Annotated in this window: 20 protein-coding genes and 1 pseudogene; 7 read left to right on the forward strand and 14 right to left on the reverse strand. The window is 67.9% G+C overall.

What is annotated here, in order from left to right; all coding sequences use genetic code 11:
- Nucleotides 1–75: 75 nt before the first annotated feature.
- Entirely contained in the window at nt 76–642 is a 567-nt protein-coding gene (locus OC159_RS15505; protein ID WP_265502079.1) for an ATP-dependent endonuclease, read from the reverse strand.
- A 293-nt stretch (nt 643–935) separates the two neighbouring features.
- On the opposite strand from OC159_RS15505, the gene OC159_RS15510 reads away from it, so the two are divergent.
- The 4 genes from OC159_RS15510 to OC159_RS15525 all read left to right on the forward strand — a co-directional run bounded on the left by OC159_RS15510 (nt 936) and on the right by OC159_RS15525 (nt 4549).
- Nucleotides 936–1853, forward strand: coding sequence for a siderophore ABC transporter substrate-binding protein (locus OC159_RS15510; protein ID WP_322626735.1), 918 nt, complete (start codon nt 936–938; stop codon nt 1851–1853).
- Nucleotides 1853–2806, forward strand: a complete 954-nt coding sequence (locus OC159_RS15515; protein ID WP_265502080.1) for an ABC transporter permease — start codon at nt 1853–1855, stop codon at nt 2804–2806. The genes OC159_RS15510 and OC159_RS15515 overlap by 1 nt, the downstream gene beginning before the upstream one ends.
- A gap of 67 nt (nt 2807–2873) precedes the next feature.
- Nucleotides 2874–3797, forward strand: coding sequence for an iron chelate uptake ABC transporter family permease subunit (locus OC159_RS15520; RefSeq protein WP_265502112.1), 924 nt, complete (start codon nt 2874–2876; stop codon nt 3795–3797).
- Complete coding sequence (locus OC159_RS15525) at nt 3794–4549, forward strand: iron ABC transporter ATP-binding protein (protein ID WP_265502081.1); 756 nt, start codon at nt 3794–3796, stop codon at nt 4547–4549. The genes OC159_RS15520 and OC159_RS15525 overlap by 4 nt, the downstream gene beginning before the upstream one ends.
- 313 nt (nt 4550–4862) lie before the next feature.
- Here the strand turns inward: OC159_RS15525 and OC159_RS15530 are convergent, their stop codons facing one another.
- From OC159_RS15530 to OC159_RS15545, 4 genes are read right to left on the reverse strand one after another with little or no spacing between them, the layout of a single operon-like run.
- A complete protein-coding gene (locus OC159_RS15530) occupies nt 4863–5804 on the reverse strand; it encodes an energy transducer TonB family protein (RefSeq protein WP_265502082.1) in 942 nt (313 codons plus the stop codon).
- A 4-nt stretch (nt 5805–5808) separates the two neighbouring features.
- On the reverse strand, nt 5809–6189 hold the full coding sequence (locus OC159_RS15535) for an ExbD/TolR family protein (protein ID WP_265502083.1): 381 nt from the start codon (nt 6187–6189) through the stop codon (nt 5809–5811).
- A 6-nt stretch (nt 6190–6195) separates the two neighbouring features.
- Complete coding sequence (locus OC159_RS15540) at nt 6196–6588, reverse strand: ExbD/TolR family protein (protein ID WP_265502084.1); 393 nt, start codon at nt 6586–6588, stop codon at nt 6196–6198.
- Nucleotides 6585–7265 (reverse strand): MotA/TolQ/ExbB proton channel family protein, encoded by a 681-nt coding sequence (locus tag OC159_RS15545; RefSeq protein WP_265502085.1) that lies wholly within the window; start codon nt 7263–7265, stop codon nt 6585–6587. Before OC159_RS15545 ends, OC159_RS15540 begins: the two co-directional genes overlap by 4 nt.
- Before the next feature lie 152 nt (nt 7266–7417).
- Between OC159_RS15545 and mobA the strand changes: the two genes are divergently transcribed.
- Entirely contained in the window at nt 7418–8026 is a 609-nt protein-coding gene (mobA, locus tag OC159_RS15550; protein ID WP_265502086.1) for a molybdenum cofactor guanylyltransferase MobA, read from the forward strand.
- Nucleotides 8027–8029: 3 nt separating this feature from the next.
- Here mobA and OC159_RS15555 read toward each other — a convergent pair whose 3' ends face one another.
- A complete protein-coding gene (locus tag OC159_RS15555; RefSeq protein ID WP_322626736.1) occupies nt 8030–8695 on the reverse strand; it encodes an SDR family NAD(P)-dependent oxidoreductase in 666 nt (221 codons plus the stop codon).
- Nucleotides 8695–10077, reverse strand: coding sequence for a cryptochrome/photolyase family protein (locus tag OC159_RS15560; protein WP_265502087.1), 1383 nt, complete (start codon nt 10075–10077; stop codon nt 8695–8697). The genes OC159_RS15555 and OC159_RS15560 overlap by 1 nt, the downstream gene beginning before the upstream one ends.
- 146 nt (nt 10078–10223) lie before the next feature.
- On the opposite strand from OC159_RS15560, the gene cobA reads away from it, so the two are divergent.
- Nucleotides 10224–10976: a uroporphyrinogen-III C-methyltransferase gene (gene cobA / locus OC159_RS15565; RefSeq protein WP_265502088.1), complete on the forward strand. Its 753-nt coding sequence runs from the start codon at nt 10224–10226 to the stop codon at nt 10974–10976.
- A 112-nt stretch (nt 10977–11088) separates the two neighbouring features.
- A complete protein-coding gene (locus tag OC159_RS15570; protein WP_265502089.1) occupies nt 11089–14547 on the forward strand; it encodes a M10 family metallopeptidase C-terminal domain-containing protein in 3459 nt (1152 codons plus the stop codon).
- On the opposite strand, the gene queG is transcribed toward OC159_RS15570, so the two are convergent.
- The 7 genes and pseudogenes from queG to OC159_RS15605 form a co-directional block, all read right to left on the reverse strand.
- A complete protein-coding gene (queG, locus tag OC159_RS15575; protein ID WP_265502114.1) occupies nt 14544–15557 on the reverse strand; it encodes a tRNA epoxyqueuosine(34) reductase QueG in 1014 nt (337 codons plus the stop codon). The genes OC159_RS15570 and queG overlap by 4 nt on opposite strands.
- An 82-nt stretch (nt 15558–15639) precedes the next feature.
- A complete protein-coding gene (fzlA, locus tag OC159_RS15580) occupies nt 15640–16326 on the reverse strand; it encodes an FtsZ-binding protein FzlA (protein ID WP_265502090.1) in 687 nt (228 codons plus the stop codon).
- A gap of 77 nt (nt 16327–16403) precedes the next feature.
- A complete protein-coding gene (mtgA, locus tag OC159_RS15585) occupies nt 16404–17120 on the reverse strand; it encodes a monofunctional biosynthetic peptidoglycan transglycosylase (RefSeq protein ID WP_265502091.1) in 717 nt (238 codons plus the stop codon).
- 549 nt (nt 17121–17669) lie between these two features.
- Nucleotides 17670–18791, reverse strand: a pseudogene (locus OC159_RS15590) (transposase); the annotation flags it as partial.
- Between the two features lie 242 nt (nt 18792–19033).
- Nucleotides 19034–23566, reverse strand: a complete 4533-nt coding sequence (gene gltB / locus OC159_RS15595; protein ID WP_265502115.1) for a glutamate synthase large subunit — start codon at nt 23564–23566, stop codon at nt 19034–19036.
- A gap of 2 nt (nt 23567–23568) precedes the next feature.
- Nucleotides 23569–24300: a hypothetical protein gene (locus OC159_RS15600; RefSeq protein ID WP_265502092.1), complete on the reverse strand. Its 732-nt coding sequence runs from the start codon at nt 24298–24300 to the stop codon at nt 23569–23571.
- Between the two features lie 9 nt (nt 24301–24309).
- Nucleotides 24310–25806, reverse strand: coding sequence for an NAD(P)-dependent oxidoreductase (locus tag OC159_RS15605; RefSeq protein WP_265502093.1), 1497 nt, complete (start codon nt 25804–25806; stop codon nt 24310–24312).
- Nucleotides 25807–25944 lie beyond the last annotated feature (138 nt).

Here is a 25944-nt window from a genome sequence, read left to right on the forward strand (position 1 = left end):
CGCGCCTTGAAGCCCGCGTCATGGTTCCTGCGTTTCCGCATTTCTGATCTCCTCGTCCTCGGAGATCAGCAGACGTCAGATCGTAGCTTCCGTCACTGTCCGATTTTCGGGGAGTAGCTCAACCTCCGGCCCCAAGATACCCGGCGAGGTAACGCCCAACGGGATCTGATACGCGGCCCGCACAGCGAAAAGCGGGTCGTCGTCCTCATGCAGCGTCTTCGCCGCGGCATCGGCTCGCATCAACTCATCGACGTCGTCGAGCTTTGGCACCCATGTCTTCAGCGTGGCATTATTGGTTTTCTGACCGGCACCTTTTGAGGGTTGGACGGAGGCGCCGCCCGTTCTATCCAGCGTATCCAAGTCCGTGATGATCAGGGTCAGCAAACCAAGGTGATCAATCAAAGGCTTGAGACGGTGCGCGTGGCTTCCGCCGATCTCAAGTAGGGTGATGTAGCACTGGTTGAGCTCGTCGTAGTGCGCTCGGATGAAATTCGGGACGAGCATGCGTTCCGCCGGTCCCTCCACCAAAATGGCCGCGTCGGCGAAGAACAGATCTGCGTGCTGAGCCCGAAGATACCGGGTCACGAAACGCTCGGTTTTCCCCGATGACACCGACGCAGATTTGAGGCAGGCGAACGACATCCGCGTTGGTCAGTTCGGCGACCGCTGCGGCGTCAAGCATCTCATCTCCATCGAATCGGTCGAATACAGTGCAGCTCCTGCGAGGCTGCTCTTCGGGTCGGGGATCAGCTCGGTAGCGCATCTGCTTGTAGAGCTTGGCCATGACTCCTCAGCCGCCCGATCCTACATCTCGCACGGATTTACCTGACAAAAACACATGGCAATTCTTGCCCATCGGGCGCATGCACGCTAAGGCCGGGGCAGCGTGGGCGTTCATGCGCCGCACGTCGGACAATCCCGAGAGAGGAGACGCCATGCGCCACATCGTCCTGACCCGCTTTTTCGCAACCTTGATGACAGCGTTCCCGGTTTCTGCCGCGCTGGCCGAGGAGGTCACCATCGAGACCGCTCAAGGCGAGGTCACGCTTCCGGTCGCGCCGCAATCGGTCGCGGTCTACGACATGGCCGTGCTGGATACCTTGGCAGCGCTCGGCGTGACGCCGACGGGCACCATCGACCGCATTCTTGTCCCGGAACTTCGCGATGTCGCGCCGAATGCAACCGCCGTCGGGACGCTGTTCGAACCGGATCTGGAGGCGCTTGCCGGACTGGCGCCCGATCTGATCATCGTCGGCGGCCGTTCGTCCACGCAACTGCAGGCCGCATCCCAGGTGGCGCCGACCATTGACATGACGCTCGACACCGATCTTGTCGCCTCGGCGCGGCAGCGGATCCAGGACTATGGCGTGTTGTTCGACAAGCAGGCCGAGGCGGACCGCCTGACCGAAACCCTGGACAATAGCCTTGAGGCCTTGCGCCAGGCGGCCGACCCCCAGGATACGGCGCTGGTGGTGATGACCAACGGGCCGAAGATGTCGACCTATGGGAAAAGCTCGCGCTTCGGCTGGATCTTCGAGGCGACGGGCCTGACCGAGGCCGTGGCCGACCTTGATGATGCCACGCACGGGCAGGCGATCAGCCACGAGTTCATCGCCGAAGTCGATCCCGACTGGCTTCTGGTCCTCGACCGCGGGGCGGCGATCGGCGCGGACGGGCAGGGTGCGGTCGAGACGCTGAAATCCAAACTGGTCGAAGGCACGACGGCCTGGCGTGAGGACCATGTGATCATGCTGGACCCGGCCTCGACCTATATCTCCGCCGGCGGCTTCACCTCGCTGACGAAGACGATCGACCAGCTGACGACGGCCTTCTTGGACGGCTCCTCCAGCTGATGCGGCCGTTGCCCGCCCTTGGCCTGTCGGTGCTTGCGCTGATGCTGGGCAGCCTGACCGTGGGCGCGGCCCATATCGACCTGCGCGCGGTCTTCAGCGACAGCCAGGCGATGCTGGTGCTGCTGGAGTCGCGGCTTCCGCGAACCGTGGCGGTGGCACTGACGGGGGCCGCGCTGTCGGTGGCGGGCGTGCTGATCCAGGCGCTGGTCCGCAACCGGTTCGTGGGGCCGGACACCTCGGGCACGGCCGAAGGCGCGGCGCTTGGCCTGCTGACGATCACGATCCTCTGGCCTGCCAGCCCGCTGTGGCTGCGCATGATCGCGGCCAGCGTGGCGGCGATGGCGACAACGGCGCTGTTCCTGGCCGTCATCCGCCGCCTGCCGGTGCGCGAGGTGATGCTGGTCCCCATCGCGGGACTGGTCCTGTCGGGCGTTTTGGGGTCGATCGTGACCTTCATCGGCTGGCAGACGGACCTCATGCAATACGTGGGCACCTGGCTGATGAGCGGAGAGTTCTCGGGCGTGATCTCTGGCCGCTACGAGCTGCTGTGGGTCGCGGCCATCGCGGCCGCGCTGGCATGGTTTTCCGCAGACCGCTTCGCGATCCTGGGCCTGGGCGACCAGGTGGCAACCGGGCTGGGCCTCTCGACGGCGACGGTCATGCGCCTTGGGCTGGCGGTCGTCTCGGTCGTGACCGCGATGGTCGTGACGACGGTTGGGATGATCCCCTTCGTGGGACTTGTGGTGCCGAACCTGGTGGCCCGCATCATGGGCGACAACCTGCGGGCATCCCTGCCGGTGGTCGCGCTAGTCGGCGCCGCGCTGGTGCTGGCCTGCGATCTGGCAGGGCGTCTGGTCATCCGCCCCTACGAGATCCCGGCCGGCCTGGTCCTGGGCATCCTGGGCGCGCTTTTGTTCCTGTGGCTGCTGCACCGCAGGCCCGCGCATGGATAGCGGTTTCGCCGGCGCGATGACGCGGCCACAGACACGGCTGTCGCGGGATGCGCTGGTCCTTGGGGCGATGGCGCTGGCGCTGGCGGCGCTGTCGGCGCTCTGGATGTTTCAGGGGCTTGGCGCGGGGAACCGGGGCTTCATCCTGGGGCTGCGCGGCGGCAAGCTGGCGGCGCTGATCGCGGTTGCGGTGGCCGTTGGCATGTCGACGGTCCTCTTTCAGACGGTGGCCGCCAACCGGGTGCTGACGCCATCGATCATGGGGTTCGACGCGCTCTATGTCCTTCTGCAGACGGGGCTTGTGGTCGTCCTGGGCAGCGCCGGCTTCACCGGCCTGCCCCCTGCCGGCAAGTTCCTGTCCGAGATGGCGGTCATGACCGCCCTGGCCGGCCTCCTCTTCGGGACGCTGCTGCTGAGGGGGGCGCGGGACCTGCCCAGAATGATCCTGACCGGCGTGATCTTGGGCGTTCTCTTCCGGTCGATTTCAGGGTTTCTGGGGCGCATCCTGGACCCGAACGAGTTCGCGGTCGTCCAGTCGGTCAGCTTTGCAAGCTTCAACCGGGTGGACGTGACGCTGCTGCCATGGGCGGGCGCGGTGACGGCGCTGGCCGTGGCGCTGGCGTGGCGGCTGTCGCCGCGGCTGGACGTGCTGGCCTTGGGACGCGACCCGGCGGTGTCCCTTGGCCTGCGGCACCGCGCGACGGTGCTGGCAGTTCTGGCGCTGGTGGCGGTGCTGGTGTCGGTGTCGACTGCGCTAGTGGGGCCGGTGGCGTTCTTCGGCCTGATCGTGGCGGGGTTGGCGCATGGGCTGATGCGGACGGCGCGGCACGCGGTTCTGCTGCCCGCCGCCGGCCTGTCGGCGGCAATCCTGCTGGTCGGTGGCCAATGGCTGTTCGAACGTCTGCTGGGACAGGCCGCGACCCTGTCGGTGGTCGTCGAGTTCGCGGGCGGCCTCTTCTTTCTGTACCTGCTGCTGAGGGGGCGTATCCGATGATCCGGATCGACGGCGTCAGTCATCGCATCGGCCATGCGCCGATCCTGCACGACATCTCGACCCAGCTGCCGCAGGGGCGGCTGACGGCGCTGATCGGCCCGAACGGGGCGGGCAAGTCGACGCTGCTGCGCCTGATCGGCCGGTTGGAGCCGTTGCAGCAGGGCCGCATCACCGTGGCGGGCCACGACATCGCGACGACTCCCACCGACCGTCTGGCGACGGTCATGGCGATCCTTGGCCAACAGACCGCCATCGCCAGTCGCCTGCGCCTGGCCGAGCTTGTGGCTTTCGGCCGCTGGCCGCACCACAAGGGCCGCCCCGGTCCCGCCGACCGCGCCAAGGTGGCGCAGGCGCTGGAGGCGTTCGCGCTGGCCCCGCTGGCCCACCGCTTCCTGGACGAGGTGTCGGGCGGTCAGGCGCAGCGCGCCCATATCGCGATGGCGGTTGCGCAGGATACCGAATGGATGCTGCTGGACGAGCCGCTGAACAACCTCGACATGGCCCATGCGCGTGGCCTGATGCGCCGCCTCCGGCTCATGGTCGACGAAGGTCGCAGCGTCGGCATGGTCGTGCACGAGATCAACTACGCCGCGGCCTGGGCCGACCACGTGATCGCCATGAAGGGCGGCCGCGTCGTCGCGCAAGGCCCGGCAGACGAGGTGCTGACAGAAAGCCTGCTGTCGGACCTTTACGACACGCCGATCCACGTGGGGCAGCACCAGGGCCGGCCGCTGGTGCTCCACCACTGCTGATCGCGCAGGCGTCCTGCTGATCCACGGACCCTTCCGGATATGGTCGCATCGGATACCGTGCCGGTGGCCCCTGCGCAACTTCCGGGGCCGCTGGCACCTGCGCAGCGAGCCGTCAGCTCATGTATGGGCCCGTGACGGGAGCGGGGGGTATGTCTTGGCACACATGACGCCCGCCAATGAAGGCATTGCGCCGCGTTCAAGTGGTCAGGGCACCGGCAGCCAAAGCCTCCGGTTGTCAACATAGATCCCGGTCGTGAACCCTGCCGAGAACGCGCCCCGGACACTTCACCTGCCTTGGCGCAAGTCCCGTGCCCTATCGCAGGTCAAGCTGGATGGGCAGCGTGAAGGAATAGACGCTGTCGGTCAGCGCGTCCGGCGCAGACGGACAGCGACCGGCGCGGCGGGCCCCGTCGGCCACCGCCTGGTCCACCGCGGGCTGTCCCGACGACCCGGCGACGCCGATGCCCTGGATCGCGCCGCTGCGGCTGACATTGATCGCCAGCACGACGGTTCCGCCTTGGCGCAGGCCGCGGGGCGCGCGAACGCGGCGGTTGATGCAGCTGCGGATCTGGCCGCCCCATTGCGACATGGCGTTGGCGCGGGTTGCCGCGCTGACGCCTCCTCCGCTGCCGCCCTGGCTGCTGGCCTGAGACTGTCCGCCCTGGCCCGCGCGCTGCGCCGGCTGAACGGCCGCAGGGGCGGGGGAACGCTCAGCCGCCTGCTGTCGCTGCGGCTCGGGGGCGGGCTCGCGGCGCGGTTCGGGCTCGGGCTGCGGTTCCGGACGCCGGAGCGGGCGGCTCGAGGCGTCAAGCGCCAGCTGCGATTCGACCTCGATCTCGGGCGGGTCCATCGGCCGCAGGTCGGGCAGGTCCAGCTGCGCCGGATCGATCGGTGCCGGCTCGGGCGGCTCGGGCAGGTTCGGCTGCACAGGAGGCGTCTCGGGGGCCGACAGGCTGGGTGCCGCCGCGGCCATGACCGGCGGCTCCTCGGCGGAGACCGGTTCGGGCGCCTCGATCGGTTCGGGCTGCTGCTGCGGCTGAACGGGTTCGGCCGCGGTCTCGATCTCTGGCGGTGTCTCCCACTCGGACACCATCGAGCGGACCTCTTCTCCGCCGGCTGCCAGGGCGGCGGGGGGCGCGTCTGCGGCCTCGCCCCGCTGCAGCTGGTCGGGCAGCAGGATGGCGGCGGCCGAGACGTGCAGCGCTGCGGCGATGGTGAAGAAGCCGGCGGTTTCCAGCGTACGACGGGGGATCATCGGCTCAGCCCTTGCTGACGACCAGGCTGGCGCCGGTCGTGCGGATGGCGCGCAGCCGCGCCAGGTGTTCGGCCAGCGTCACGGCGGGCGTGGCGGCATCGGCGCGGACCTCGACGGGGGCATCGCTTTCTTGCGCGGCGATGGCGTCCCAGACGGCCTCTCCTGCGGCCTCGTTCCAAGCCAGCTCGCCCTCGGCGGAGATGAACAGCACGTCGCGATCCTCGGCCCGGACCTCTGAGGTGCTTTCGGGCGGCGTCAGCGGGAACGGCGTCGGCTGAGAGATCTGGGCGGTCAACAGGAAGAAGATCAGCAGCAGGAAGACCACGTTGATCATCGGGATGATCGATTCGCCGCGGGGTTTCCTGGGGGGCATGTCGATGCGCATGGGGCCTCAGTCGATCAGGATGAGGTTGGTGACGCCGCCCGACCGCAGCACGTCCATGACGTCCACCAGCCGCTGCACGTCCGCCTGGTCGCGCGGGCGCAGGATGACGGCGCCGCCTTCGGGGGGCAGCAGGTCGCCGACGGCGGCGGGCAGATCGGCCACGGGAACGGCGGTGCCGTTCAGCAGCGTGGCATCGGGCGTCACGTCCACCAGGCGCGGCGCGCCCTGCCATTCGCTTCCGGCGCCTTCGGTGCCGCCGGCGATGGGCAGGACGGAATCCGTGCCGAAACGCGAGGCCAGCATGAAGAAGATCAGCAGCAGGAAGACCACGTCGATCATCGGCGTCAGCGACATCCGGCGCGGATGCCGGCGCGGGCCGAGATCGAAGCCGGCGCTCATTCGGCGGCCTCGAAGAGCCGCGGCTTGGCGGGCTCCTTGCCGGCGACGAAGATGCGGGTGGCCAGGTCCTCAAGGTCGGATTGCAGGCGGTCGGCGATGCTCTCGAACCAGGACAGCGCCACGCCGGCCGGAATGGCGACGGCCATGCCCGCAGCGGTCGTCAGAAGCGCCACCCAGATGCCACCGGCCAGGTCGGCCGGATCGGCCTGATTGCCCGAGCTTTGCAGCACCTGGAAGGCCGAAATCATGCCCAGAACCGTGCCCAGCAGGCCCAGCAGCGGCGCGATGGTCGCGATCAGCTCCAGCGCCCGAAGACCGGTGCGGGACCGATAGAGCGCCTGCCGCGCAACGCGTGCGGTTTCCTCGCGCGCGGCGTCATCGTCGAAGCGCGGGTCGAGCGAGGTGCCGATGGCGGCCTGCGCCACACGGGCGCGGGCCGAGGGCCGTCCCCGGACCTCATCCATGGCGGCGCGACGTTGGCCTTGGGCCCACAGTTGGATGGCGCGGCGGGAATGGCTGCCGCCCCAGACCCCCAGCCGCCACAGCGACCACAGCTTCCACAAGACCACGGCCATGGTGACTACGGACAGCCCCGCGATCAGCCACATGGTCCAGCCCCCGTCGCGGATCATACCGAACAGCGGAAGCGCCGCCAGCTTGGTTCCCATTTCATTCATGGCGAGGTTCCTTGAGGCTTGTCGAGCAAGGGGGCATGGCATCGGTGCCATTCGATCATTTCGGTCGGGTACTGAATCTGACTAAACATGTCAAGTTTGCCCCAGCCGTGAATCGCTTGCGGGCGGTCGCGCGGCGTTTCAATGTCGCGCGCATGAGCACTCCCGTGATGATCCTTGCCGGAGGACGCGCCACCCGCATGGGCGGCGGCGACAAGCCCCTGCTGATGCTGGCTGGCCGCCCGATCCTGGCGCATGTGCTGGACCGGCTGGCACCCCAGGTTGACGGGCTGGCGCTGAATGCAAACGGCGATCCGGACCGCTTCGCGGGCTTCGGCCTGCCGGTGCGCCCCGACAGTCGGCCCGGCCATCCGGGCCCGCTGGCCGGGATCCTGGCCGCATTGGACTGGGCGCAAGAGCGTGGCGCGGCATCGGTCGTGACCGTCGCCGGAGACACGCCCTTTCTGCCGATGGACCTCGTGTCCGGACTGTTGGGCGCGCGCGGGCCGTTGGGGCTGGCGGTTGCCGCCAGCATGGATGCGGCGCACGGGCTTCGCGATCATCCGACCTGCGGTCTCTGGCCCGTCGCGCTGCGGGACGAGCTTGCGGCGACGCTGGACCGGGACGAGCGTCGGGTCCGCGCCTTCGCGCGGCGCCACCAGCCCGGCACGGCCCGGTGGGACAACGTCCCCATCGACCCCTTCACCAACATCAACACGCCGGCAGACCTGGCCCTGGCCGAGGCGCATCTGGCGGGGCGATGATCGCTACCAGGGAACCCGTTCGCCCTTCCAGTCGCGAAAGCTGCCGCTGTCGTCGGCGGTCAGGCCGCCGATCACCTCCAGCAGGGCTTGGGCGCTGCGGTCGGGGGTGATGGTCGGGTATCGCGGGGCATAGCGCGCGGTCAGTGGCGTCTGGACGGTGCCAGGATGCAGCGCGACCAGGATCGCACGGCGATTGCGGCGGCGATACTCGATGGCGGCGGTGCGGATGATCTGGTTCTGCGCCGCCTTGGCCGCGCGATAGCCGACCCAGCCGCCCAGCCCGTTGTCGCCGATCGACCCGACCCGCGCCGACAGCGAGGCGAAGACCGCCCGCCGGTCCCTCGCCAGCAGCGGGGCGAAATGCCGGATCGCCAGCGCCACCCCCGTCGCGTTCAGCGCGAACTGCGCCGCCATGGCCCCCGGATCAACGGCGTCCACCGTCTTTTCGGGTTGGTGACCGTCGATGACAAGCGCGCCGGTGGCATTCACGATCAGGTCGAAGTCCTGCCCCCGAAGCCGCTCGGCGTGATCGGCGACGGTGTCGGCCCGGGTCAGGTCCAGCCCGTCGCGGCTGCGCGACAGGCCCATGACCCTTGCACCCTGCGCCGCCAGATGCGCCGCCAGCGCCGCCCCTATGGCGCCGGAGGCGCCCAGGATCAGCGCCCGCATCAGCCGCCCTCCTTCAATTGCTGATAGGCCGTCAGCGCCCGCGCCCGGCCGTCGGCCAGCGAGATCGCAGGCATGGCGCGGCGGCCAAGGTCGATCCCCCAGGACCGTGGCGCGGCTGCGGCAAAGTCGCGTGCGCCGGCCGCATCCGGGGACAGCCAGTGATCGCGATAGGTCCTCTTGGCGTCGAACCTGTCGCCTTGGCCGTCCGGGTTGAAGACCCGGAAGAACGGCGAGGCGTCGGGCCCGCAGCCGCCGACCCATTGCCAGTTCATCGCGTTCGACGCCGCATCCCAGTCCGTCAGGCAGCGCGCAAACCAGTCCAGCCCCACCCGCCAGTCGGTCAGCAGGTGCTTGGTCAGATAGCTGGCGGTGATCATCCGCACCCGGTTGTGCATCTGGCCGCTCACGAACATCTCTCTCATACCGGCGTCGACCATTCCGATGCCGGTCTGCCCGCGCCGCCAGGCTTCGGCAGTGTCGTTGTCGGGCTTCCAGGCGAAATCCGCCCATTCCGGTCGCCAGCAGTCGCTGCCCAGCTTCGGGAAGGCATGCATCAGCTCTCGTGCGAACTCGCGCCAGACCAGTTCCGACAGGAAGTGATCCGCCCCCGGCGCGCAGGACTGAAAATCGGGCTGAAGTCGCGCCCACACCCGGCGGGCGCTGATCTCTCCTACTGCCAGTGCGTCTGCCAATCCGGTCGTCGCCTGTGGCCGCCACGGAAAGTCGCGGTGCTGCTTGTAGTCCGGCAGGCGGCCGTCCAGGAACGCCTCCAGCCGGGCATGGGCCTGATCCTCGCCCGGCCGTGCATACCGGGCGACGACATCCCAGCCGCGGCTCATGGCGGCGCGGGCCTTGGGCCAGTCGGTGCCGTCGGTGGCGGGCCAGGCCTCGGGGGCGGTCAGCCGTGGTGCGGGCAGGGGGGACGCGATCTCGGTCTTGCGGAGCGCCTTCCAGAAGGGCGAAAAGACCTTGTAGACCCCGCCGGACCCGGTCAGCACCGATCCGCGCGGAACAAGATCGGCCAGCGGATGCAGGTGCAGCGCGGCACCGCCCGTGGCGGCGGCACCGGACAGCCCTTCGTCGCTGGCGAAGGGAAAGCCTTCGGTCGTGTGGATCGCCCTTGCGCCCGTTTCGCACGCGATCCGTGCCAGAACCTGCGCCGGGGATCCGCGCCGCACGATCAGGCGGCTGCCCTGTCGCCTCAGCGCGTCGTCCAGCAGGGGCAGGGACAGAGCCTGCCGCATGGCGCTGGCCGGATGGTCGCGCGCCTCGGCCGGATCAAGGATCACCAGCGGGATCACCGCGCCGTCCCGCGCCGCCGCAACCAGCGCCGGATGGTCGTCCAGCCGCAGGACCCGTCTGAACCAGCAGATGACCGTCATCGCATTCTCCTTGCTGCCCAAAGATGCACACCCGCGGGCGGATGGATGGTTTCATGCCCAGCAGGGTTCGGGAAGGGGCTGCGCGGCATTGTCACACCGGCTGCGGGTGGTATAGCGGGGAACAACCACCCCGAAGGCCTGCCCCCGTGTCCGACCCCGCACCGCAATCCGGCTTCGTCTCGCTTGTCTCGGCAGGTCCCGGCGACCCCGAGCTTCTGACCCTGAAGGCCGCCCGCTGCCTGGCCGAGGCCGAGGTCGTGCTGTTCGACGACCTGGCCTCCGGCCCGGTGCTGGATCACGCGAATCCGGCAGCCGAGCTGATCGCGGTTGGCAAGCGCGCCGGCCGTCCTTCGGCCCGGCAAGAGGTCGTGAACCAGCTGATCGTCCAGCACGCGCAGGCCGGTCGCCGCGTGGTGCGGCTGAAATCCGGCGATGCCGGCATCTTCGGCCGACTGGAGGAAGAGTTGGTCGCCCTGGCCGAGGCCCGCATCCCGTTCGAGATCGTGCCCGGCGTCACCTCGGCCAGCGCGGCGGCGGCGGCGATGGGCATTCCCCTGACGCGGCGGCTGACGGCGCGGCGGGTGCAGTTCGTGACCGGGGCAGATATCACGGGGCAGCTGCCGCAGGACATCAACTGGGCGGCGCTGGCGGACCCGTCGGTCACCACCGTGGTCTTCATGGGCCAGCGCAGCTTTCCACAACTGGCCCAGGGCCTTCAGGCGCACGGCCTGCCCGGCACGACGCCCGCGCTGTTCGCCGAAGCGGTCGGCCATCCCGGCCAGCGGCTGGTCCCCAGCACCGTGGCCGACCTGGCGCGGATGCTGCAGGACCAGGGCCCGGCAAGCCAGCCGGGGCTGATCCTCTATGGTCCGCTGGCCCTGCCGAAATGGGGCGATTAACGGCCGCTTTTGCCTAAAATGCGCATCATGCAGAACTGGCCATGAGCAAGTCTTAAGGCCATCTTAAGACCTGCACCCGAGCCGACGCCGGCTTGCAAAATCCAAGTTCGCCATGATCGTGTATCGCCACGTGACCACCTTTGGTGTCACGCAACAACGCTGGCTGTCCAAGATCTCCGATCTCGACGTGGTCGAGGTCGGGGGGCGGCGGGTGCTGGTCGCGGCGACGCATCTTGGTGGAGGCATCACCAGCTTTGCCATCCCGGACCCGGGGCAGCCGCTGGTCCAGCTGCGCAGCCGCGCCTATCTTGCCGACTTCACCTACCAGGGACCGCCCGAAGTTTCGCTTTTAAGCCTGGGCGACCGCGACCTGATCCATGTGGGCCAGATGGGCGGCGCGGCGAACCTGGGCACCAGCTTGCGCGGCGACAACGGGGCGATGGCGCCGTTCGGCACGCTCTTCAAGACCGGCCTCGGCGGCCACCTGACCGAGCTGGGCCAGGTGCAGACGGCGCAGGGGCAGATCCTTTTTTCGGCGCAGCACGGATCGCTGGCGCTGGCCACGCACCGGTTGTCGTCCGACGGCAGCGTTGTGCAGGCGGGGCGGGCGGTGCTGCCGGTGCCCCAGGGCAGCACGGACTTATCGCTGGACAAGATGCTGCAGGTCGTCGTCGACGGCCAGCGCGTGCTGGTCGCGATCTCGGGGAATGGCAACTTCATCTCGACCCACCTGATGTCCGACAGCGGCTGGCTGGGGCCGGGCATGGTCCATGTGGCGGCCAGGGGTACGGGATTCGACCTGCCCTCTGACGTCGAGGTGGCGCAGTTTGGCGGGCGCAGCTTCGTGCTGATGGCGGCAGCGGGGTCAAGTTCGCTGACGGTGTTCCGGCTGACGCAGGACGGGCGGCTGACCACGGTCGATCATGTCATCGACGAGGGGACGACCCGCTTCCAGTCGGCCACGGCGCTGGAGACGGCGGTGGTCGGCGGCCGCGCCTTCGTCTTCGCGGGCGGGGCCGATGACGGCATCTCGGTCTTCACGATGCTGCCAGACGGGCGCCTGCTGCACCTGACTACCATCGCCGACAGCGACGCGTTCACCCTGGCGGATGTCAGCGATATCGAGGCGGTCGTGCAGGGGGGCCGTATCACGCTCTTCGTCAGCTCGTCGACCGAAACCGGGATCACCCAGCTGGACTTCGATCCGGGTCCCGTCGGCAGCACCAGAACGGCCGGCGCCGGAACGGTCCGGGGCGGCACCGGCGGCGACCTGCTGGTGGCGGGGTCCGCCACCACGCGGCTGCAGGGCGGCGGCGGTGGCGACATCCTGGTGGCGGGCGCGCGGCCCGTCATCCTTGTCGGCGGGGCGGGCGGCGACGTCTTCGTCGCCTCGCAGGTGCAGGGGCGGATCTCGATCCTCGACTTCGACGCGGCCGAGGACCGGCTGGACCTGTCGATGCTGGGCAACATCCGCAGCATCTGGCAGCTGCGCTTCGTGCCGACCAGCAGCGGCGTGATGATCCTCTATGGGCAGACGATCCTCGACATCACCACGCGGGACGGGCGGTCGCTCAGCATCGGCGACTTCTCGAACGCGCTTTTTCCCATCGCCCACTATGACCTGCCCGAGATCGACCCGATCGACATCAGCCCCGGCGACACACCCTCGACCGAACCGACATGGCACTTCGGAACCGTCGGCGCCGACCGGCTGTTCGGCGGCGCCGCGCCCGACCTTCTCATGGCGGGGGCCGGAAACGATACGGTCTCGGGCGGCGCAGGCAACGATACGCTTCGGGGCGAGATCGGGAACGACGTGCTGCGGGGCGGTGACGGCAAGGACGACCTGGACGGCGGTCCCGGCCGCGACACGCTGTTCGGCGATGCGGGTCCCGACCTTCTGCGTGGCAACGATGACGACGATCTCGTCTATGGCGGGGACGGCGACGACACGATGCACGGCGGGGCGGGGAACGACCTGCTCTATGGCGGCGCCGGCAACGACCGCCTGTCGGGCGACGCGGGCAGCGATACCCTGTCAGGCGAGGATGGCAACGACCTTCTGGAAGCCCTTTTCGGCAGCAACCGGCTGCTGGGGGGCGAGGGGGATGACACCTTGATCGCCGGCGCAGGTGCGGACCTGCTGGACGGCGGCGGGGGCCGGGACAGCCTGCGCGGCGGGGACGGGAACGACACGCTTCTGGGCGGCCTTGGCCACGACACGATGTGGGGCGAGGGGGGCAACGACAGCCTGGGGGGCGATGACGGCGACGACCAGTTGAGCGGCGGCGGTGGCGCCGACAAGCTGGCCGGCGGCACCGGCAACGACACGCTTGAAGGGAACGCCGACAACGACCTGCTGTTCGGAAACGAGGGCGATGACCTTCTGTCGGGGGGCGACGGCAGCGACACCCTGCGCGGCAACCAGGACGCCGACACGATGTACGGCGGCACCGGGGACGACTTCCTCTTCGGCGGCTTTGGCCACGATCTCCTCTATGGCGAGGACGGCAACGACCGGCTGTTCGGGGAAAGCGGCGACGACCTGATCTTCGGCGGCGCCGGCGACGACCGCCTGTTCGGCGCCGACGGCAACGACACGATGCATGGCGATGACGGCAATGACTACATGATCGCTCTGGCAGGGGCGAACTGGCTCTATGGCGGGGCAGGCAACGACACGCTGACTTCGGGCAGCGGCCGCGACCGGCTTTGGGGTGGCGACGGCAATGATGCGCTGTTCGGCAACGGCAACGATGACCAGCTGGATGGCGGCGCGGGGGATGACCGGTTGTTCGGCGGCGCGGGTCGTGACACCGTGACGGGCGGCACGGGCAACGACCGCATGTTCGGCGGACTGGGTGATGACCGGCTGATCAGCTATGCCGGCAACAACCTGATGTATGGTGGCGGCGGCAATGACACGTTGCGCGCTGGCGGCGGGGCGGACACGCTGTTCGGGGACAATGGCAACGACATCCTGTCGGGCGGCGCGAATGCCGATCTCATCAGGGGCGGGCAGGGGCACGACCGGCTCGAGGGCGGGCAGGGCTTCGACACGCTGGACGGCGGCTTCGGCAATGACCGCCTGTTCGGCGGCATGGGAAAGGACCGCTTGTTCGGCGGGCCGGGCAACGACACCCTGAACGGGGGCGTGCACAACGACACGCTGTTCGGCGGCCCGGGCGCGGATCTTCTGCGCGGAGAGCAAGGCGCCGACTGGCTGTTCGGGCGCGAGGGCAACGACACGCTGGTGGGCGGCATCGGGCCCGACCGCCTCGAGGGCGGCGCCGGCCGCGACGTGTTCCGCTTTCTGGCCGTTCACGATAGCCGCCCGGGGGCGGCGGACCGCATTGTCGATTTCCGGCGGGGCGAGGATCTGCTGGACCTGCGCCCCCTTGATGTCGACTATACCGGCAGCGGCGGCTTCTCGGGCGGCCGTTCGGTGCGCTGGCAGCATGTCGGGGCCGAAACGCATGTCTTCCTGGACCTCGACGGCGACCGGCAGGCCGACATGCTGATCCGCATGGACGGCCATCTCGGCCTGGATGGCAACGACTTCCTGCTCTAGCCGCCAAGCCGGGCCAACGCCCAACCTGCCGCTTCGGCCACCGTCGGGTCCTGGTCCCGAAGCAGGGGCCGGGCCGCTGCCGCAAGGCCCGCATCCCCGGAATTGCCGATCGCGTAGAGCACGTTGCGCACGAACCGGTCCCGCCCGATGCGCTTGATCGGACTGCCCGAGAACCGCTCGCGGAACGCCCTGTCGTCAAGCGCCGCCAGCTCTGCCAGGGGGGGCGCGTCGATGATTCCGCGATAGCGCATCTCGGACCCGGCCTGGGCGAACTTGTTCCAGGGACAGACCGCGAGGCAGTCGTCGCAGCCATAGATCCGGTTGCCCATCAGCGGCCGCAGCTGGGGATCGACCGGCCCCTTGTGCTCGATCGTCAGGTAGGAAATGCAGCGCCGCGCGTCCAACTGATACGGCGCGGGAAACGCCCCTGTCGGGCAGGCATCGAGGCAGGCGCGGCAGGACCCGCAATGGCCGGCGCCCGGCGCATCCTGCGGTAGCGGCATGGTGGTGAAGATCGCGCCCAGGAAGAACCAGCTGCCCAGCTCCCGCGACAGAAGGTTCGTGTGCTTGCCCTGCCAGCCCAAACCCGCGGCCTCGGCCAGAGGCTTTTCCATCACCGGTGCGGTATCGACGAACACCTTGATCTGGTGCCCCGGCTCTGGCGCGGTCTCCAGCAGCCAGCGCCCCAGCCGCTTCAGGCGCTTCTTGACCAGGTCGTGATAGTCCTTGCCCTGGGCATAGACGCTGACAGCCGCGTGATCGCGACGCTCCAGCGCCTCCAGCGGATCGCCGTCGGGCGTATAGAGTTCGGCCAGCATGACCACGGACCGGGCCTCGGGCCACAAGGCGGCGGGATCGCCGCGCCAATGCGTCCGCTCGGCCATCCAGCCCATCTGGCCATGCCGCCCCGCCCGCAGGAACTCGGCCAGCCGCTCGGCCTGCTGGGGGACCGCATCGGGACGCGTGATCCCCATGGCCGCGAAGCCGACGGCCCTCGCCTCGGCGTCCAGCGCGGCCTTCGTCCGTGCCCAGGTGTCATCGGGGGTCCCGACCCCCGCGGCGGTCGGGAAACGCAACCCGCCCGCGGCGCGCCTATCCGAAGTCCAGTTCGGCATAGTGCGGCGCCGGGTGGATCCCCGGCATCTGGTCGGCCAGCACGGCCCGGAATGCCGGCCGCGACTTGATGGTCGCATACCAGTCGCGCAGCGCCTCGGACCGGTCCCAGTCCACGTCCGAGATGTAATCCAGGCAGGAAAAATGCGCCGCGGCGGTGAAGTCGGCCAGGCTCAGCGTGTTTCCGGCCAGCCAGCGGCGCGTCTCCAGCAGGCTGCTCAGATAGTCGATGTGCTCCTTGATCAGGCGCAGCCCGTCCTTGACGACGCGGCTGTCGGGATAGCCGGTGCGGGTGATCTTCTTCCAGACGCGCTCGTTCATGATCGGCCGGGTGACCTCGCCGTGGAACTTGTCGTCGAACCAGGCGCAGAGCCTGCGTACCTCGTGCCGCTCCAGCGGCGTCTGCGGCATCAGCGGCGGCGTCGGCACGGCCTCGTCGAGGTATTCGACGATGGCTTGGCTTTCGGCCAGGACGTTGCCGCGATAGCGCAGGACGGGCAGCTTGCCCGCCGGGTTGCGGCGTTTCAGATCGGGCGGGCCTTCCCAGTAACGCTCCTCGACCAGCTCGACCTCGATCTTCTTCTCGGCCAGGACCAGCCGCACCTTGCGGCAGAACGGGGACAGGGCGGTGTGATACAGGCGCGTGGTCTGCGTGTTCGTGTTCATGGACTGCCCGGAGCCTTCTTCTTATTTACACGCCGCATTGATACGCCTCGCCCCCGCCGCTTTCAACCGCGCGGGGGTCATTCGAAGCAGGCGGCGCGCCCGTCGCGTGCGATGGTGGCGGCCCCGTCGGCGATGGACCGCGACCGGCGCGAGGCTTGATCGGTTCCGCGGCTCTTGGGGGCCGGCAGCACCGCCGCCAGCCGGGCGGCCTGGACCGGGGTCAGGCGGTCGGGGGTCGTGCGGAAATGTTCGCGCGCGGCGGCATGAATGCCGAAGACGCCCGGGCCGAATTCGGCGACGTTCAGATAGACTTCCAGGATGCGGCGCTTGGACCAAAACGCTTCGATCAGCGGGGTCAGCGCCGTCTCGGCCGCCTTCCGGGCCCAGCTGCGGGTCTGCCACAGATAGGCATTCTTGGCTGTCTGCTGCGTCAGGGTCGAGGCCCCGCGTGACGAGCCGGACGCCACGACCTTGCGGATTTCTGCCATGTCGAAGCCCCAGTGCAGGCAGAAGTTCGCGTCCTCGGCGGCGACGACCGACCGGCGCATGACCGGCGCAATGTCCTTCAGCGGCACCCATTGGCGGTCCACAAGGTCGTGCTGGCGGGCGGCGACGACCATCGTCCAGGTCATCGGCGGATTGATCACGGCATAGATCACGACCGATCCCGCCATGACCAGAACAGCGCGCAGCAGGACGAAGCGCACCCAGAATCCGGCCCGCGCACGCAGCCGCCTGACGGGCCGGGGCGCATCGCTTTCCGATGAGGCGCGGGACGAACGACGGATCAACATGCGCGCATGTCTCATGCTGCGCGCGGCTGCGTCAAGCACCGCACGCCGCCCCGCAAAGGTGCCTTATTTCAGAGCGCTTGGCTGGTTCGCCCGCTCGTGATGTTGTCCATGCTGTCATAGCTGGTCGTCTCGACCGCGACCTCGATGCCCGTGCGCTGCACTTCGATATTGCCGCCGGTTGAGGCCATCCGCCCTTGCAGGTCGCGGGAAAGGCGGTCGGCCCACCGGCGGCCGGCTGCTCTCCGTAAGATGTCAACGCGGCGCCCTGACGCTTGACAGCCAACAGACGCTGCACCTCGTCGCTTTCGAAACGGGCGTTATACTGGCCGGTCAGCCGCCCGTCGTCACGGCAAAGAAGTTCGGGTTCCGGTGCGAAATCTGTGCGCCAGAGCCGCAAGCCGACAATGCGGCGGCCTTCCCAAGCCGCTGAAGCAGTCGCCGAACGGGACGTGTTTCCCGTCGTGGCGATCGATGAGGATCATGGTCGGGGCCTTCGGCACTGGAGGGCATGGCTGCCTCATGGGTGCCTGATGCCCGGTCCGGTGATTGCGCCCCCAGCAGCCGAGGCAGCCGGGCCAGGTTGTTGGCCGCCACTGTCAGGATGAAGCGGGACCTCAGCCGTTCGACACCGCGGCAAACGGTCCGGGCCATGCCGCCGATGGCCTTGGCGCGGCCGAAGGGCTCCTCTCCGCTTCCGGTGCCTGATGGACAAGGCATAGCCTTGGTGTCAGGTGGTGCGTCCGTCGACTGCCGGATGCCGCGGCGCAGATCGGCCACGAGGCCGGCGGCATCATGGGCCTTGTCAGCTTCCGGGTTGAGCCAGGAGAGTGACGATGCGCCATATCAAGCGCGGCCTTCCGTTCGGCATGACCGTCGGCCTGGGTCAGGTCACCCTGGACAACCAGCCCCTGGCGGTTCTCCAGCGCATGCCCCATGAAACAGGGCATTGCGCCCGCGCCAGGCGGTTCCTGTAAAGCCGTGCCTCCGGGTCGTGGAGGCACGGGTTGCGTTGGAGCGCTTCCCGCCCTTGAAGTCGACCTCGTCGTTGGAGCAGTCTCGGAGCTGGTCTCGGCGGTTGGCGTGTCGGGGCTCACAGCGGGGGTATCACCCTAGGGGCGGGCCGCCGTGACCCTCGTCATCGGGCGGCGTGCCCTCTGCCTTCAGCTTGAAGCCCTTCGACGCCCAGGCCTTGAACGTGCCATCGACCGGGAAATGATCGTCCGACAGGAACGGCGCGACCTGGTGGTGCTCGCCGCCATCACCTTGCGCGACATCCCGGTCGTCGGCAGCCGGCTGCGGTTCCTGGTGGACACGGTCGGCCTTCGGCCCGGGGCCTCGCCCGTTCAGGGCTGACGCCCTTCACCCCAGACGGGGTCATCGATGAAGCCCCACGGACCAGCGGAACAGCAGGTTATACTGCATCTGCTCCATCAGCTGCCGCTCGGAGCGAACCGGAAACAGGATCTGGAGCAGGCCGGCCCGGATCAGCCGCTCCGGCGCGATCGAGGGGCGACCGAAGTCGGTGCAAAGCCCTTCGAACTCGGCATCCAGGCTGGCCGGCGCGTCATTCACGACCTGCCGGATCTTCCGCAACGGGTGCCGCGCGGGAATGCGGTCCGCAAGATCGGCATAGCTGAACAGCGACCCGCTCTTTCCGTCCGCTCCGCGCATGATGACCCCCGCCGTCTTCTTCAGGCAACGGATCATGTTCTGCAAACCGCCTCGAGAGCCGACTGTTTCAGCGGCCGGTTGGGTGCGGAGACGGCGATCACCTTGAGATACCGGGTCTTTATGGAAATCAGGTCCTTGATCGACCGTTCAGTGCCTGAAGGGTGCCCGAAGAGGCGGCCCATCACGATGAGGATCTCCAGCGGCGGGACGAAAAACGCGGCCCCGAGGGGCCGCGTCTGATGTCACTCCGCCGGAACGGCGCTTGGCGCCTCGACCGCGGCGATGGGATGCGGCAGGTGGGCCAGCATCTCCTTGGGGCAGACCTGCAGGAAGTTGACCTTCTCGCGGTCCCAGTTCGAGAGAATATCCTCGGCGAGACGCGATCCGGTTTCGGCAAGGTGCCGCTCGACCAGGGTCTTCAGCCGACCTTCCCAGTGGTCCTGGCTCACCGGGCACATCACCAGCGTTTCCGCGTTGATATAGTCCCGTGCCACCCCTTCAGGGTCATAGAGGTAGGCCATCCCGCCCGTCATGCCAGCGCCGAAGTTCGCGCCGATCCGTCCCAGGATCACCGCCACGCCGCCGGTCATGTATTCGCAGCCGTTCGACCCGCAACCCTCGATTACCACTGTCGCGCCGCTGTTCCTGACGGCGAAACGTTCGCCCGCGCGGCCCGCCGCGAACAGGTGACCGTCGGTTGCGCCGTATAGAACGGTATTGCCGATGATCGTGTTGTCGGCGGCGACCAGCGGGCTGCCCATCGGCGGACGCACCACGACGGTGCCACCCGACAGGCCCTTGCCGACATAGTCGTTCGCGTCGCCCGACACCTCGATCTTGAGGCCGGGTGCCGCGAAGGCGCCAAGCGACTGGCCCGCGCTGCCGGTCAGGCGGACCGTCAGGTGGTCGGGCTGCAGGTTGTTTCGCATGCCGAACTTCTGCACGATCATGCTGGAAGTGCGCGTGCCGACCGTCCGCTGCGTGTTCCGCACAGCATAGGACAGCTGCATCTTCTCGCCGTCCTCGAAGAAGCGGGCGGCATCCTTGACGATCTCGGCGTCCAGCGTGTCCATCACGGCGTTGCGGGGCTTTGAACGATCATAGACGATCTTGTCGGCCCCATCGACGGTGATGAGCAGCGGGTTCAGGTCCAGGTCGTCCAGGTTCGCGGCACCTCGGCTGACCTGGGTCAGCAGGTCGGCGCGGCCGATCACCTCATCAAGGCTGCGCGCCCCGATGCTGGCCAGGATCTCGCGGACCTCCTGGGCGTAGAAGGTGATCAGGTTCACGACCTTGTCCGCCGATCCGGTGAACATGGCGCGCAGCTTCTCGTCCTGAGTGCAGACGCCCACCGGGCAGGTGTTCGACTGGCACTGGCGGACCATGATGCAGCCCATCGCGATCAGCGCGGCGGTGCCGATGCCATATTCCTCGGCCCCCATCATCGCCGCCATGACAATGTCGCGGCCCGTGCGCAGACCGCCATCGGTGCGCAGCGTCACGCGTTCCCGCAGGCGGTTCATGGCGAGAACCTGGTGCGCCTCGGTCAGGCCCATCTCCCACGGAAGACCCGCGAACTTGATTGAGGTCGCGGGCGAGGCCCCGGTGCCGCCGTTGTGGCCCGAGATCAGGATCACGTCGGCCTTGGCCTTGGCCACGCCCGCCGCAATGGTGCCGACGCCCGAAGACGCCACCAGCTTCACGGTGATCTTGGCGCGCGGGTTGATCTGCTTCAGGTCATAGATCAGCTGCGCCAGATCCTCGATCGAATAGATGTCGTGATGCGGCGGCGGGCTTATCAGCGTCACGCCCGGCGTCGAATGACGCAGCCGCGCGATCAGCTTGGTGACCTTCATGCCGGGCAGCTGGCCGCCCTCGCCGGGCTTGGCGCCCTGGGCGACCTTGATCTCCAGCTCCTCGCAGGCGTTCAGGTATTCGGCGGTGACGCCGAACCGGCCCGAGGCGACCTGCTTGATCTTGGCGCAGGGGTTGTCGCCGTTGGGCAGCGGGTGGCTGTGTGCCGGGTCCTCGCCGCCCTCGCCGCTGTCGGATTTGGCGCCGATGCGGTTCATGGCGATGTTCAGCGTCATGTGCGCTTCGGGCGACAGCGCGCCAAGCGACATGCCGGGCGTCACGAAGCGCTTGCGGATCGAGGTGATGCTTTCCACCTCCTCGATCGGCACCGGCTTGCCAAGCGGCTTGATGTCCAGAAGGTCGCGGATATGGATCGGCGGGTTCGCCCGCAGGGTCGCGCTGAACTGCTTCCAGATGTCATAGGACGCCTTTTCGCAGGCTACCTGCAGCAGCTTCATCGTGTTGGCTTCCCAGGCGTGCTTTTCGCCCGACCGCCGCAGCTTGTAGAAGCCGCCGACCGGCAGCAGGTCCACGTCGGCCGTGTGGAAGGCCTTGCGGTGCAGCGTTTCCAGCTTGTCCTGAAGCCCGTGCAGGCCGATGCCGGAAATGCGCGACTGCATGCCGGGGAAATATTCCGCCACCATGGCGCGCGACAGGCCCACGGCCTCGAAGTTCAGACCGCCCCGATAGGAGGACAGGACCGAGATGCCCATCTTGGCCATGATCTTCAGAAGGCCCGCGTCGATGGCATCGCGATAGCGGCGCATGTTCTCGATCAGGCTGCCGGTCAGCAGACCGCGCTCGATGCGGTCGTTGATGCTGTCCTGCGCCAGGTAGGGGTTGACCGTGGTCGCGCCGCAGCCGATCAGCACCGCGAAGTAATGCGGGTCGATGCATTCGGCGCTGCGCACGTTGACGCTGCAGAAGGTCCGCAGCCCCTTGCGGGTCAGCCAGGAATGCACGGCGCTGGTGGCCAGGATCATCGGCATGGCGACGCGGCCCTTGCCCTGGCCCTCGTCCGTCAGGACCAGGTGGCCGGCACCGGAACGCACGGCGTCCTCGGCCTCGGCGCGGATGCGGGCCAGACCCTCGCCCAAGGCATCCGCGCCCGCGCCTTCGGCGAAGGTGCAGTCGACGCGGGTGACGGTGTCGCCGAACATCTTCATCATCTCGGCATATTCGCCGTTGGCGATGAAGGGGCTTTCCAGGACCACGATCTCGGTCTGGGCGCTCGACTCGTCCAGCACGTTCTTGAGGTTGCCGAAACGCGTCTTCAGCGACATCACCCGGGTTTCCCGCAAGCTGTCGATCGGCGGGTTCGTCACCTGGCTGAAATTCTGCCGGAAGAAGTGGCTCATCGGGCGGTACTGGTTCGACAGCACCGCTGGCGGCGTGTCGTCGCCCATGGACGCGATGGATTCCTTTCCATCCTCGGCCATGGGGGCCAGGACGTGCTCAAGCTCCTCCATGGTCAGGCCGGCGGCGGTCTGGCGGCGGCGCAACTCGTCGCTGTGGAAGCCGACCGTCTCGGGCAGGTCGCGCATGATGTCGTTCAGTTCGGTGACCTTCTCGATCCACTCGCCGAAGGGCTGGCTGCCGGACAGGCGGTCCTTGATCTCGGTGTCGTGATAGAGCTTGCCGTCCCACATATCGACGGCGATCATCTGTCCCGGCCCAAGCGCACCTTTTTCGCGGACATTCGCCTCGTTCACCGGAACCATCCCGACTTCCGAGCCCGCGATCAGCAGGTTGTCGTCGGTGACCACGAAGCGCATCGGCCGCAGGCCGTTGCGGTCGAGGCCGCCGCAGACCCAGCGGCCGTCGGTCATTGCCAGCGCGGCGGGGCCGTCCCACGGCTCCATCACGGCATTGCAATAGGCATACATGTCGGCCCAGGCCTTGGGCATGTCGGTCGTGGCCTTGGACCAGCTTTCCGGGACCAGCATGGTCTTGGTCATCGGCGCGCTGCGCCCCGAGCGGACCAGAACCTCGAACACGGCATCCAGCGCGGCGCTGTCGGACGACCCGGCCGGCACGATCGGCTTGATATCCTCGGCCATCTCGCCGAAGGCGGACGAGGCCATGCGGATCTCGTGGCTGCGCAGCCAGTTCAGGTTGCCCTTCAGCGTGTTGATCTCGCCGTTATGGGCCAGCATGCGGAAGGGCTGGGCCAGCCACCACTGCGGGAAGGTATTGGTCGAATAGCGCTGGTGATAGATGGCGAATGCGCTTTCGAAGCGTTCGTCCTTGAGGTCGGGATAGAATTCCGCGACCTGCTCGGCCAACATCATGCCCTTGTAGATGATCGACCGGCAGGACAGTGAACAGAAATAAAGGTCGCGCACCTGCGCCAGCACGGTCGCCTTCTCGATCCGGCGACGAATGATGTAGAGTTCGCGCTCGAACTGGACGTGGTCGATGTCCTTTTCGCAGCGGATCAGGATCTGCTCGATCTCGGGGCGGGTGGCGTTGGCCTTTTCGCCCAGAACGCCCGTGTTCACCGGGACATGGCGCCAGCCATAGATATAGTGGCCCATCCGCAGGACCTCGGATTCCACGATGGTCCGGCAGGCTTCCTGGGCGGCGAAGTTGGTGCGGGGCAGGAAGACCTGGCCCACGGCGATTAGACGGTCGCGGTCGGGCTCGTGCCCGGTACGGCGGATCTGGTCATAGAAGAAGGGCACCGGGATCTGCACGTGGATGCCTGCGCCGTCGCCGGTGCGGCCGTCCGCGTCGACCGCGCCGCGGTGCCAGATCGCCTTCAACGCGTCGATGCCGGCCTGCACCACCTTGCGGCTGGACTTGCCGTCGATGTTGACCACCAGTCCCACGCCGCAGGACGAATGCTCGTCCTCCTCGCGGTATAGGCTGTTCTCGGCCATCCAGTCGCGGCGGGCCTGTTCCTGCTGTTGCCAATCCATGCTCATGATGCGGCCCTTTCCTGCAAGATCTGCGTCATCAGCTGATCGCAGTCGAATTGTGGGGTGGTGTCGCCGAAACCGCCCTCTCCGGGGAACGAGAAGGTGACGGGGCTGTCGTTCGTCTCGCGCCGCGCGCCGGTCCAGTCGCTGCTGGTTTCCACGCCGCCGAAAAAGCGGCCGAGCGTGCGGCTGACATACTGGCCGCCCTCGCGCTCGATCAGGATCTGGCCGTCCTCGCTGCGCGTGGTCAGCTGGAAGCGGGTGCGGTCAAGCGTCTGGCCGTCGATCTCGACCGTTTCGCCGGTCAGCACGTCGCGCCCCTGGTGGTGCAGCAGCGTGCCGTCGTTCGACCGGGTCCAGAAGTCGAAGTCGTCACGCCCGGTCTCCAGCAGTTCGCTGAAGCTGGCGTGGTCCTCGGCCTCTTCGACCAGCTGGTCGGTCAGGCCGGTGACCGGGTCCTGGCTTTCGATCCACCGCGTCTCGTCATCGATGACGGACAGGCTGAACAGCCCCTCGCGGCCGAACAGCGCGCTGCGCTGAAAGCCCTCGGGGTCGGCCTCGCAGCGATAGTACTGGCTGACGGTGCAGCCACGGTTCTGAACCGTCGCCTCCAGCCGGCAGCCAGCGGGCGGGGTGAAATTGGCGGCCTCGGCGCGGGGCGGTGCAACGCCCAGGGCGGTCAGCGCCAATGCCGCCGAACCCAGGCTGCGATCCAAGAAAATGCGGAAACCCATCGCGGCACCTTATTCGGCAGCGACGCGGGCATCGCCCGTCAGGAAGCTGGCGATCGACTCGGCGGCCTCGCGGCCGTCCCGGATCGCCCAGACCACCAGGCTGGCGCCGCGCACGATGTCGCCCACCGCGAAGACCCCGGGGATCGAGGTCTGGTGCGTCTGGAAGTTCGCCTTGATGGTGCCCCAGCGAGTGACCTCCAACCCGTCGACGCCCCAAAGCTTCGGCAGGTCCTCGGGCTCGAAACCGAGCGCCTTGATGACCAGGTCGGCGGGTTCGTCGTAATCGGCACCCGCGATCAGTTCGGGGGACTGGCGTCCGGTGACGTCGGGGTGGCCGAGGCGCATCTTCTGGATGCTGACGCTGGCGATCTGCGAGACGGTGCGGACCGGGCCGTCGACATCGGCTTCCTGCGCGGCGGCGAAATCGCCCGTCACATGGCCTACGAAGGCGCCGGGGCCGGACAGCCAGACGAATTCGACGCCCTCTTCCTCGGCGTTCTGCACCTCGCGCTGCGAACCGGGCATGTTCGCGCGGTCGCGGCGATAGAGGCATTTCACCGACTGCGCGCCCTGCCGGATGGCGGTGCGGACGCAGTCCATCGCGGTGTCGCCGCCGCCGATGACGATGACGCGCTTGCCCTTGGCGTTCAGCTCTCCGTCCTCGAAGTCGGGAACCTCGTCGCCGAAATCGACCTTGTTGCTGGCGGTCAGGAAATCGATGGCGCGCACGACGCCGCCGGCATCGGCATTGTCCACATCCAGGTCGCGGGTCTTGTAGACGCCGGTTGCGATCAGCACCGCGTCATGCTTGCCGCGGATCGCGTCGAAGCTGATATCCTCGCCCACGTTGCAGTTAAGCACGAATTCGACGCCGCTGTCGGCCAGCCACTGGTTGCGGCGCATGACGACGTGCTTTTCCAGCTTGAAGCCTGGGATGCCATAGGTCATCAGGCCGCCGGCGCGGTCATAGCGGTCATAGATCGTGACCTGGTAGCCCTGCCGGCGCAGCAGATCCGCCGCCGACAACCCGCCGGGTCCCGCCCCGATGATGCCGATCGATTCCGTGCGTTCCTGGGCCGGCTTGATGGGCGTGATCCAGCCTTCGTCCCAAGCGGTGTCGTTGATGTATTTCTCGACGGCACCGATGGTGACGGTGCCGTGGCCCGACTGCTCGATCACGCAGTTGCCTTCGCAGAGGCGGTCCTGCGGGCAGATGCGGCCGCAGATCTCGGGCAGGGTGCTGGTCGCCTGGCTGACCTGCCAGGCCTCGTGCAGGCGCCCTTCGGCGGTCAGGCGCAGCCAGTCGGGGATGTTGTTGTGCAGCGGGCAGTGGCTCTGGCAATAGGGGACGCCGCACTGACTGCAGCGGCCCGACTGCTCTGCCGCCTTCTGGGCGGCGAACTCGCGATAGATCTCGTGAAAGTCCTCGGACCGTTCCTGGGCCGAGCGTTTCTCGGGCATCTCGCGCGGGGTCGAGACGAACTTGAGCATCTTCTGCGTGGCCATGGCTGCGCTGCCTCTTCTGAAAAGAACGGTCAGCGCTCTCATAAAGCACGACTGCAGCGATGAAAAGTCAGCTATGCTGACCTAATAAACAGTTTTCACAGGCGCTACCTCGCCGGCGCCACCGCAATTTCGCCATAT

Source organism: Paracoccus beibuensis, assembly GCF_026162625.1.
Lineage (GTDB): Bacteria > Pseudomonadota > Alphaproteobacteria > Rhodobacterales > Rhodobacteraceae > Paracoccus > Paracoccus beibuensis.

Excerpts from the sequence above, each read along its gene's own strand:
- OC159_RS15540 (WP_265502084.1), bottom strand. The coding sequence starts at position 6,588 with ATGAGCGCCGGCTTCGATCTCGGCCCGCGCCGGCATCCGCGCCGGATG.
- fzlA (WP_265502090.1), bottom strand. The coding sequence starts at position 16,326 with ATGAACACGAACACGCAGACCACGCGCCTGTATCACACCGCCCTGTCC.
- OC159_RS15605 (WP_265502093.1), bottom strand. The coding sequence starts at position 25,806 with ATGGCCACGCAGAAGATGCTCAAGTTCGTCTCGACCCCGCGCGAGATG.
- OC159_RS15560 (WP_265502087.1), bottom strand. The coding sequence starts at position 10,077 with ATGACGGTCATCTGCTGGTTCAGACGGGTCCTGCGGCTGGACGACCAT.
- OC159_RS15535 (WP_265502083.1), bottom strand. The coding sequence starts at position 6,189 with ATGCGCATCGACATGCCCCCCAGGAAACCCCGCGGCGAATCGATCATC.
- OC159_RS15505 (WP_265502079.1), bottom strand. The coding sequence starts at position 642 with ATGTCGTTCGCCTGCCTCAAATCTGCGTCGGTGTCATCGGGGAAAACC.
- gltB (WP_265502115.1), bottom strand. The coding sequence starts at position 23,566 with ATGGATTGGCAACAGCAGGAACAGGCCCGCCGCGACTGGATGGCCGAG.
- OC159_RS15600 (WP_265502092.1), bottom strand. The coding sequence starts at position 24,300 with ATGGGTTTCCGCATTTTCTTGGATCGCAGCCTGGGTTCGGCGGCATTG.
- mtgA (WP_265502091.1), bottom strand. The coding sequence starts at position 17,120 with ATGTTGATCCGTCGTTCGTCCCGCGCCTCATCGGAAAGCGATGCGCCC.
- OC159_RS15510 (WP_322626735.1), top strand. The coding sequence starts at position 936 with ATGCGCCACATCGTCCTGACCCGCTTTTTCGCAACCTTGATGACAGCG.
- OC159_RS15525 (WP_265502081.1), top strand. The coding sequence starts at position 3,794 with ATGATCCGGATCGACGGCGTCAGTCATCGCATCGGCCATGCGCCGATC.
- OC159_RS15530 (WP_265502082.1), bottom strand. The coding sequence starts at position 5,804 with ATGATCCCCCGTCGTACGCTGGAAACCGCCGGCTTCTTCACCATCGCC.
- OC159_RS15520 (WP_265502112.1), top strand. The coding sequence starts at position 2,874 with ATGGCGCTGGCGCTGGCGGCGCTGTCGGCGCTCTGGATGTTTCAGGGG.
- OC159_RS15515 (WP_265502080.1), top strand. The coding sequence starts at position 1,853 with ATGCGGCCGTTGCCCGCCCTTGGCCTGTCGGTGCTTGCGCTGATGCTG.
- OC159_RS15570 (WP_265502089.1), top strand. The coding sequence starts at position 11,089 with ATGATCGTGTATCGCCACGTGACCACCTTTGGTGTCACGCAACAACGC.
- OC159_RS15545 (WP_265502085.1), bottom strand. The coding sequence starts at position 7,265 with ATGAATGAAATGGGAACCAAGCTGGCGGCGCTTCCGCTGTTCGGTATG.
- mobA (WP_265502086.1), top strand. The coding sequence starts at position 7,418 with ATGAGCACTCCCGTGATGATCCTTGCCGGAGGACGCGCCACCCGCATG.
- OC159_RS15555 (WP_322626736.1), bottom strand. The coding sequence starts at position 8,695 with ATGCGGGCGCTGATCCTGGGCGCCTCCGGCGCCATAGGGGCGGCGCTG.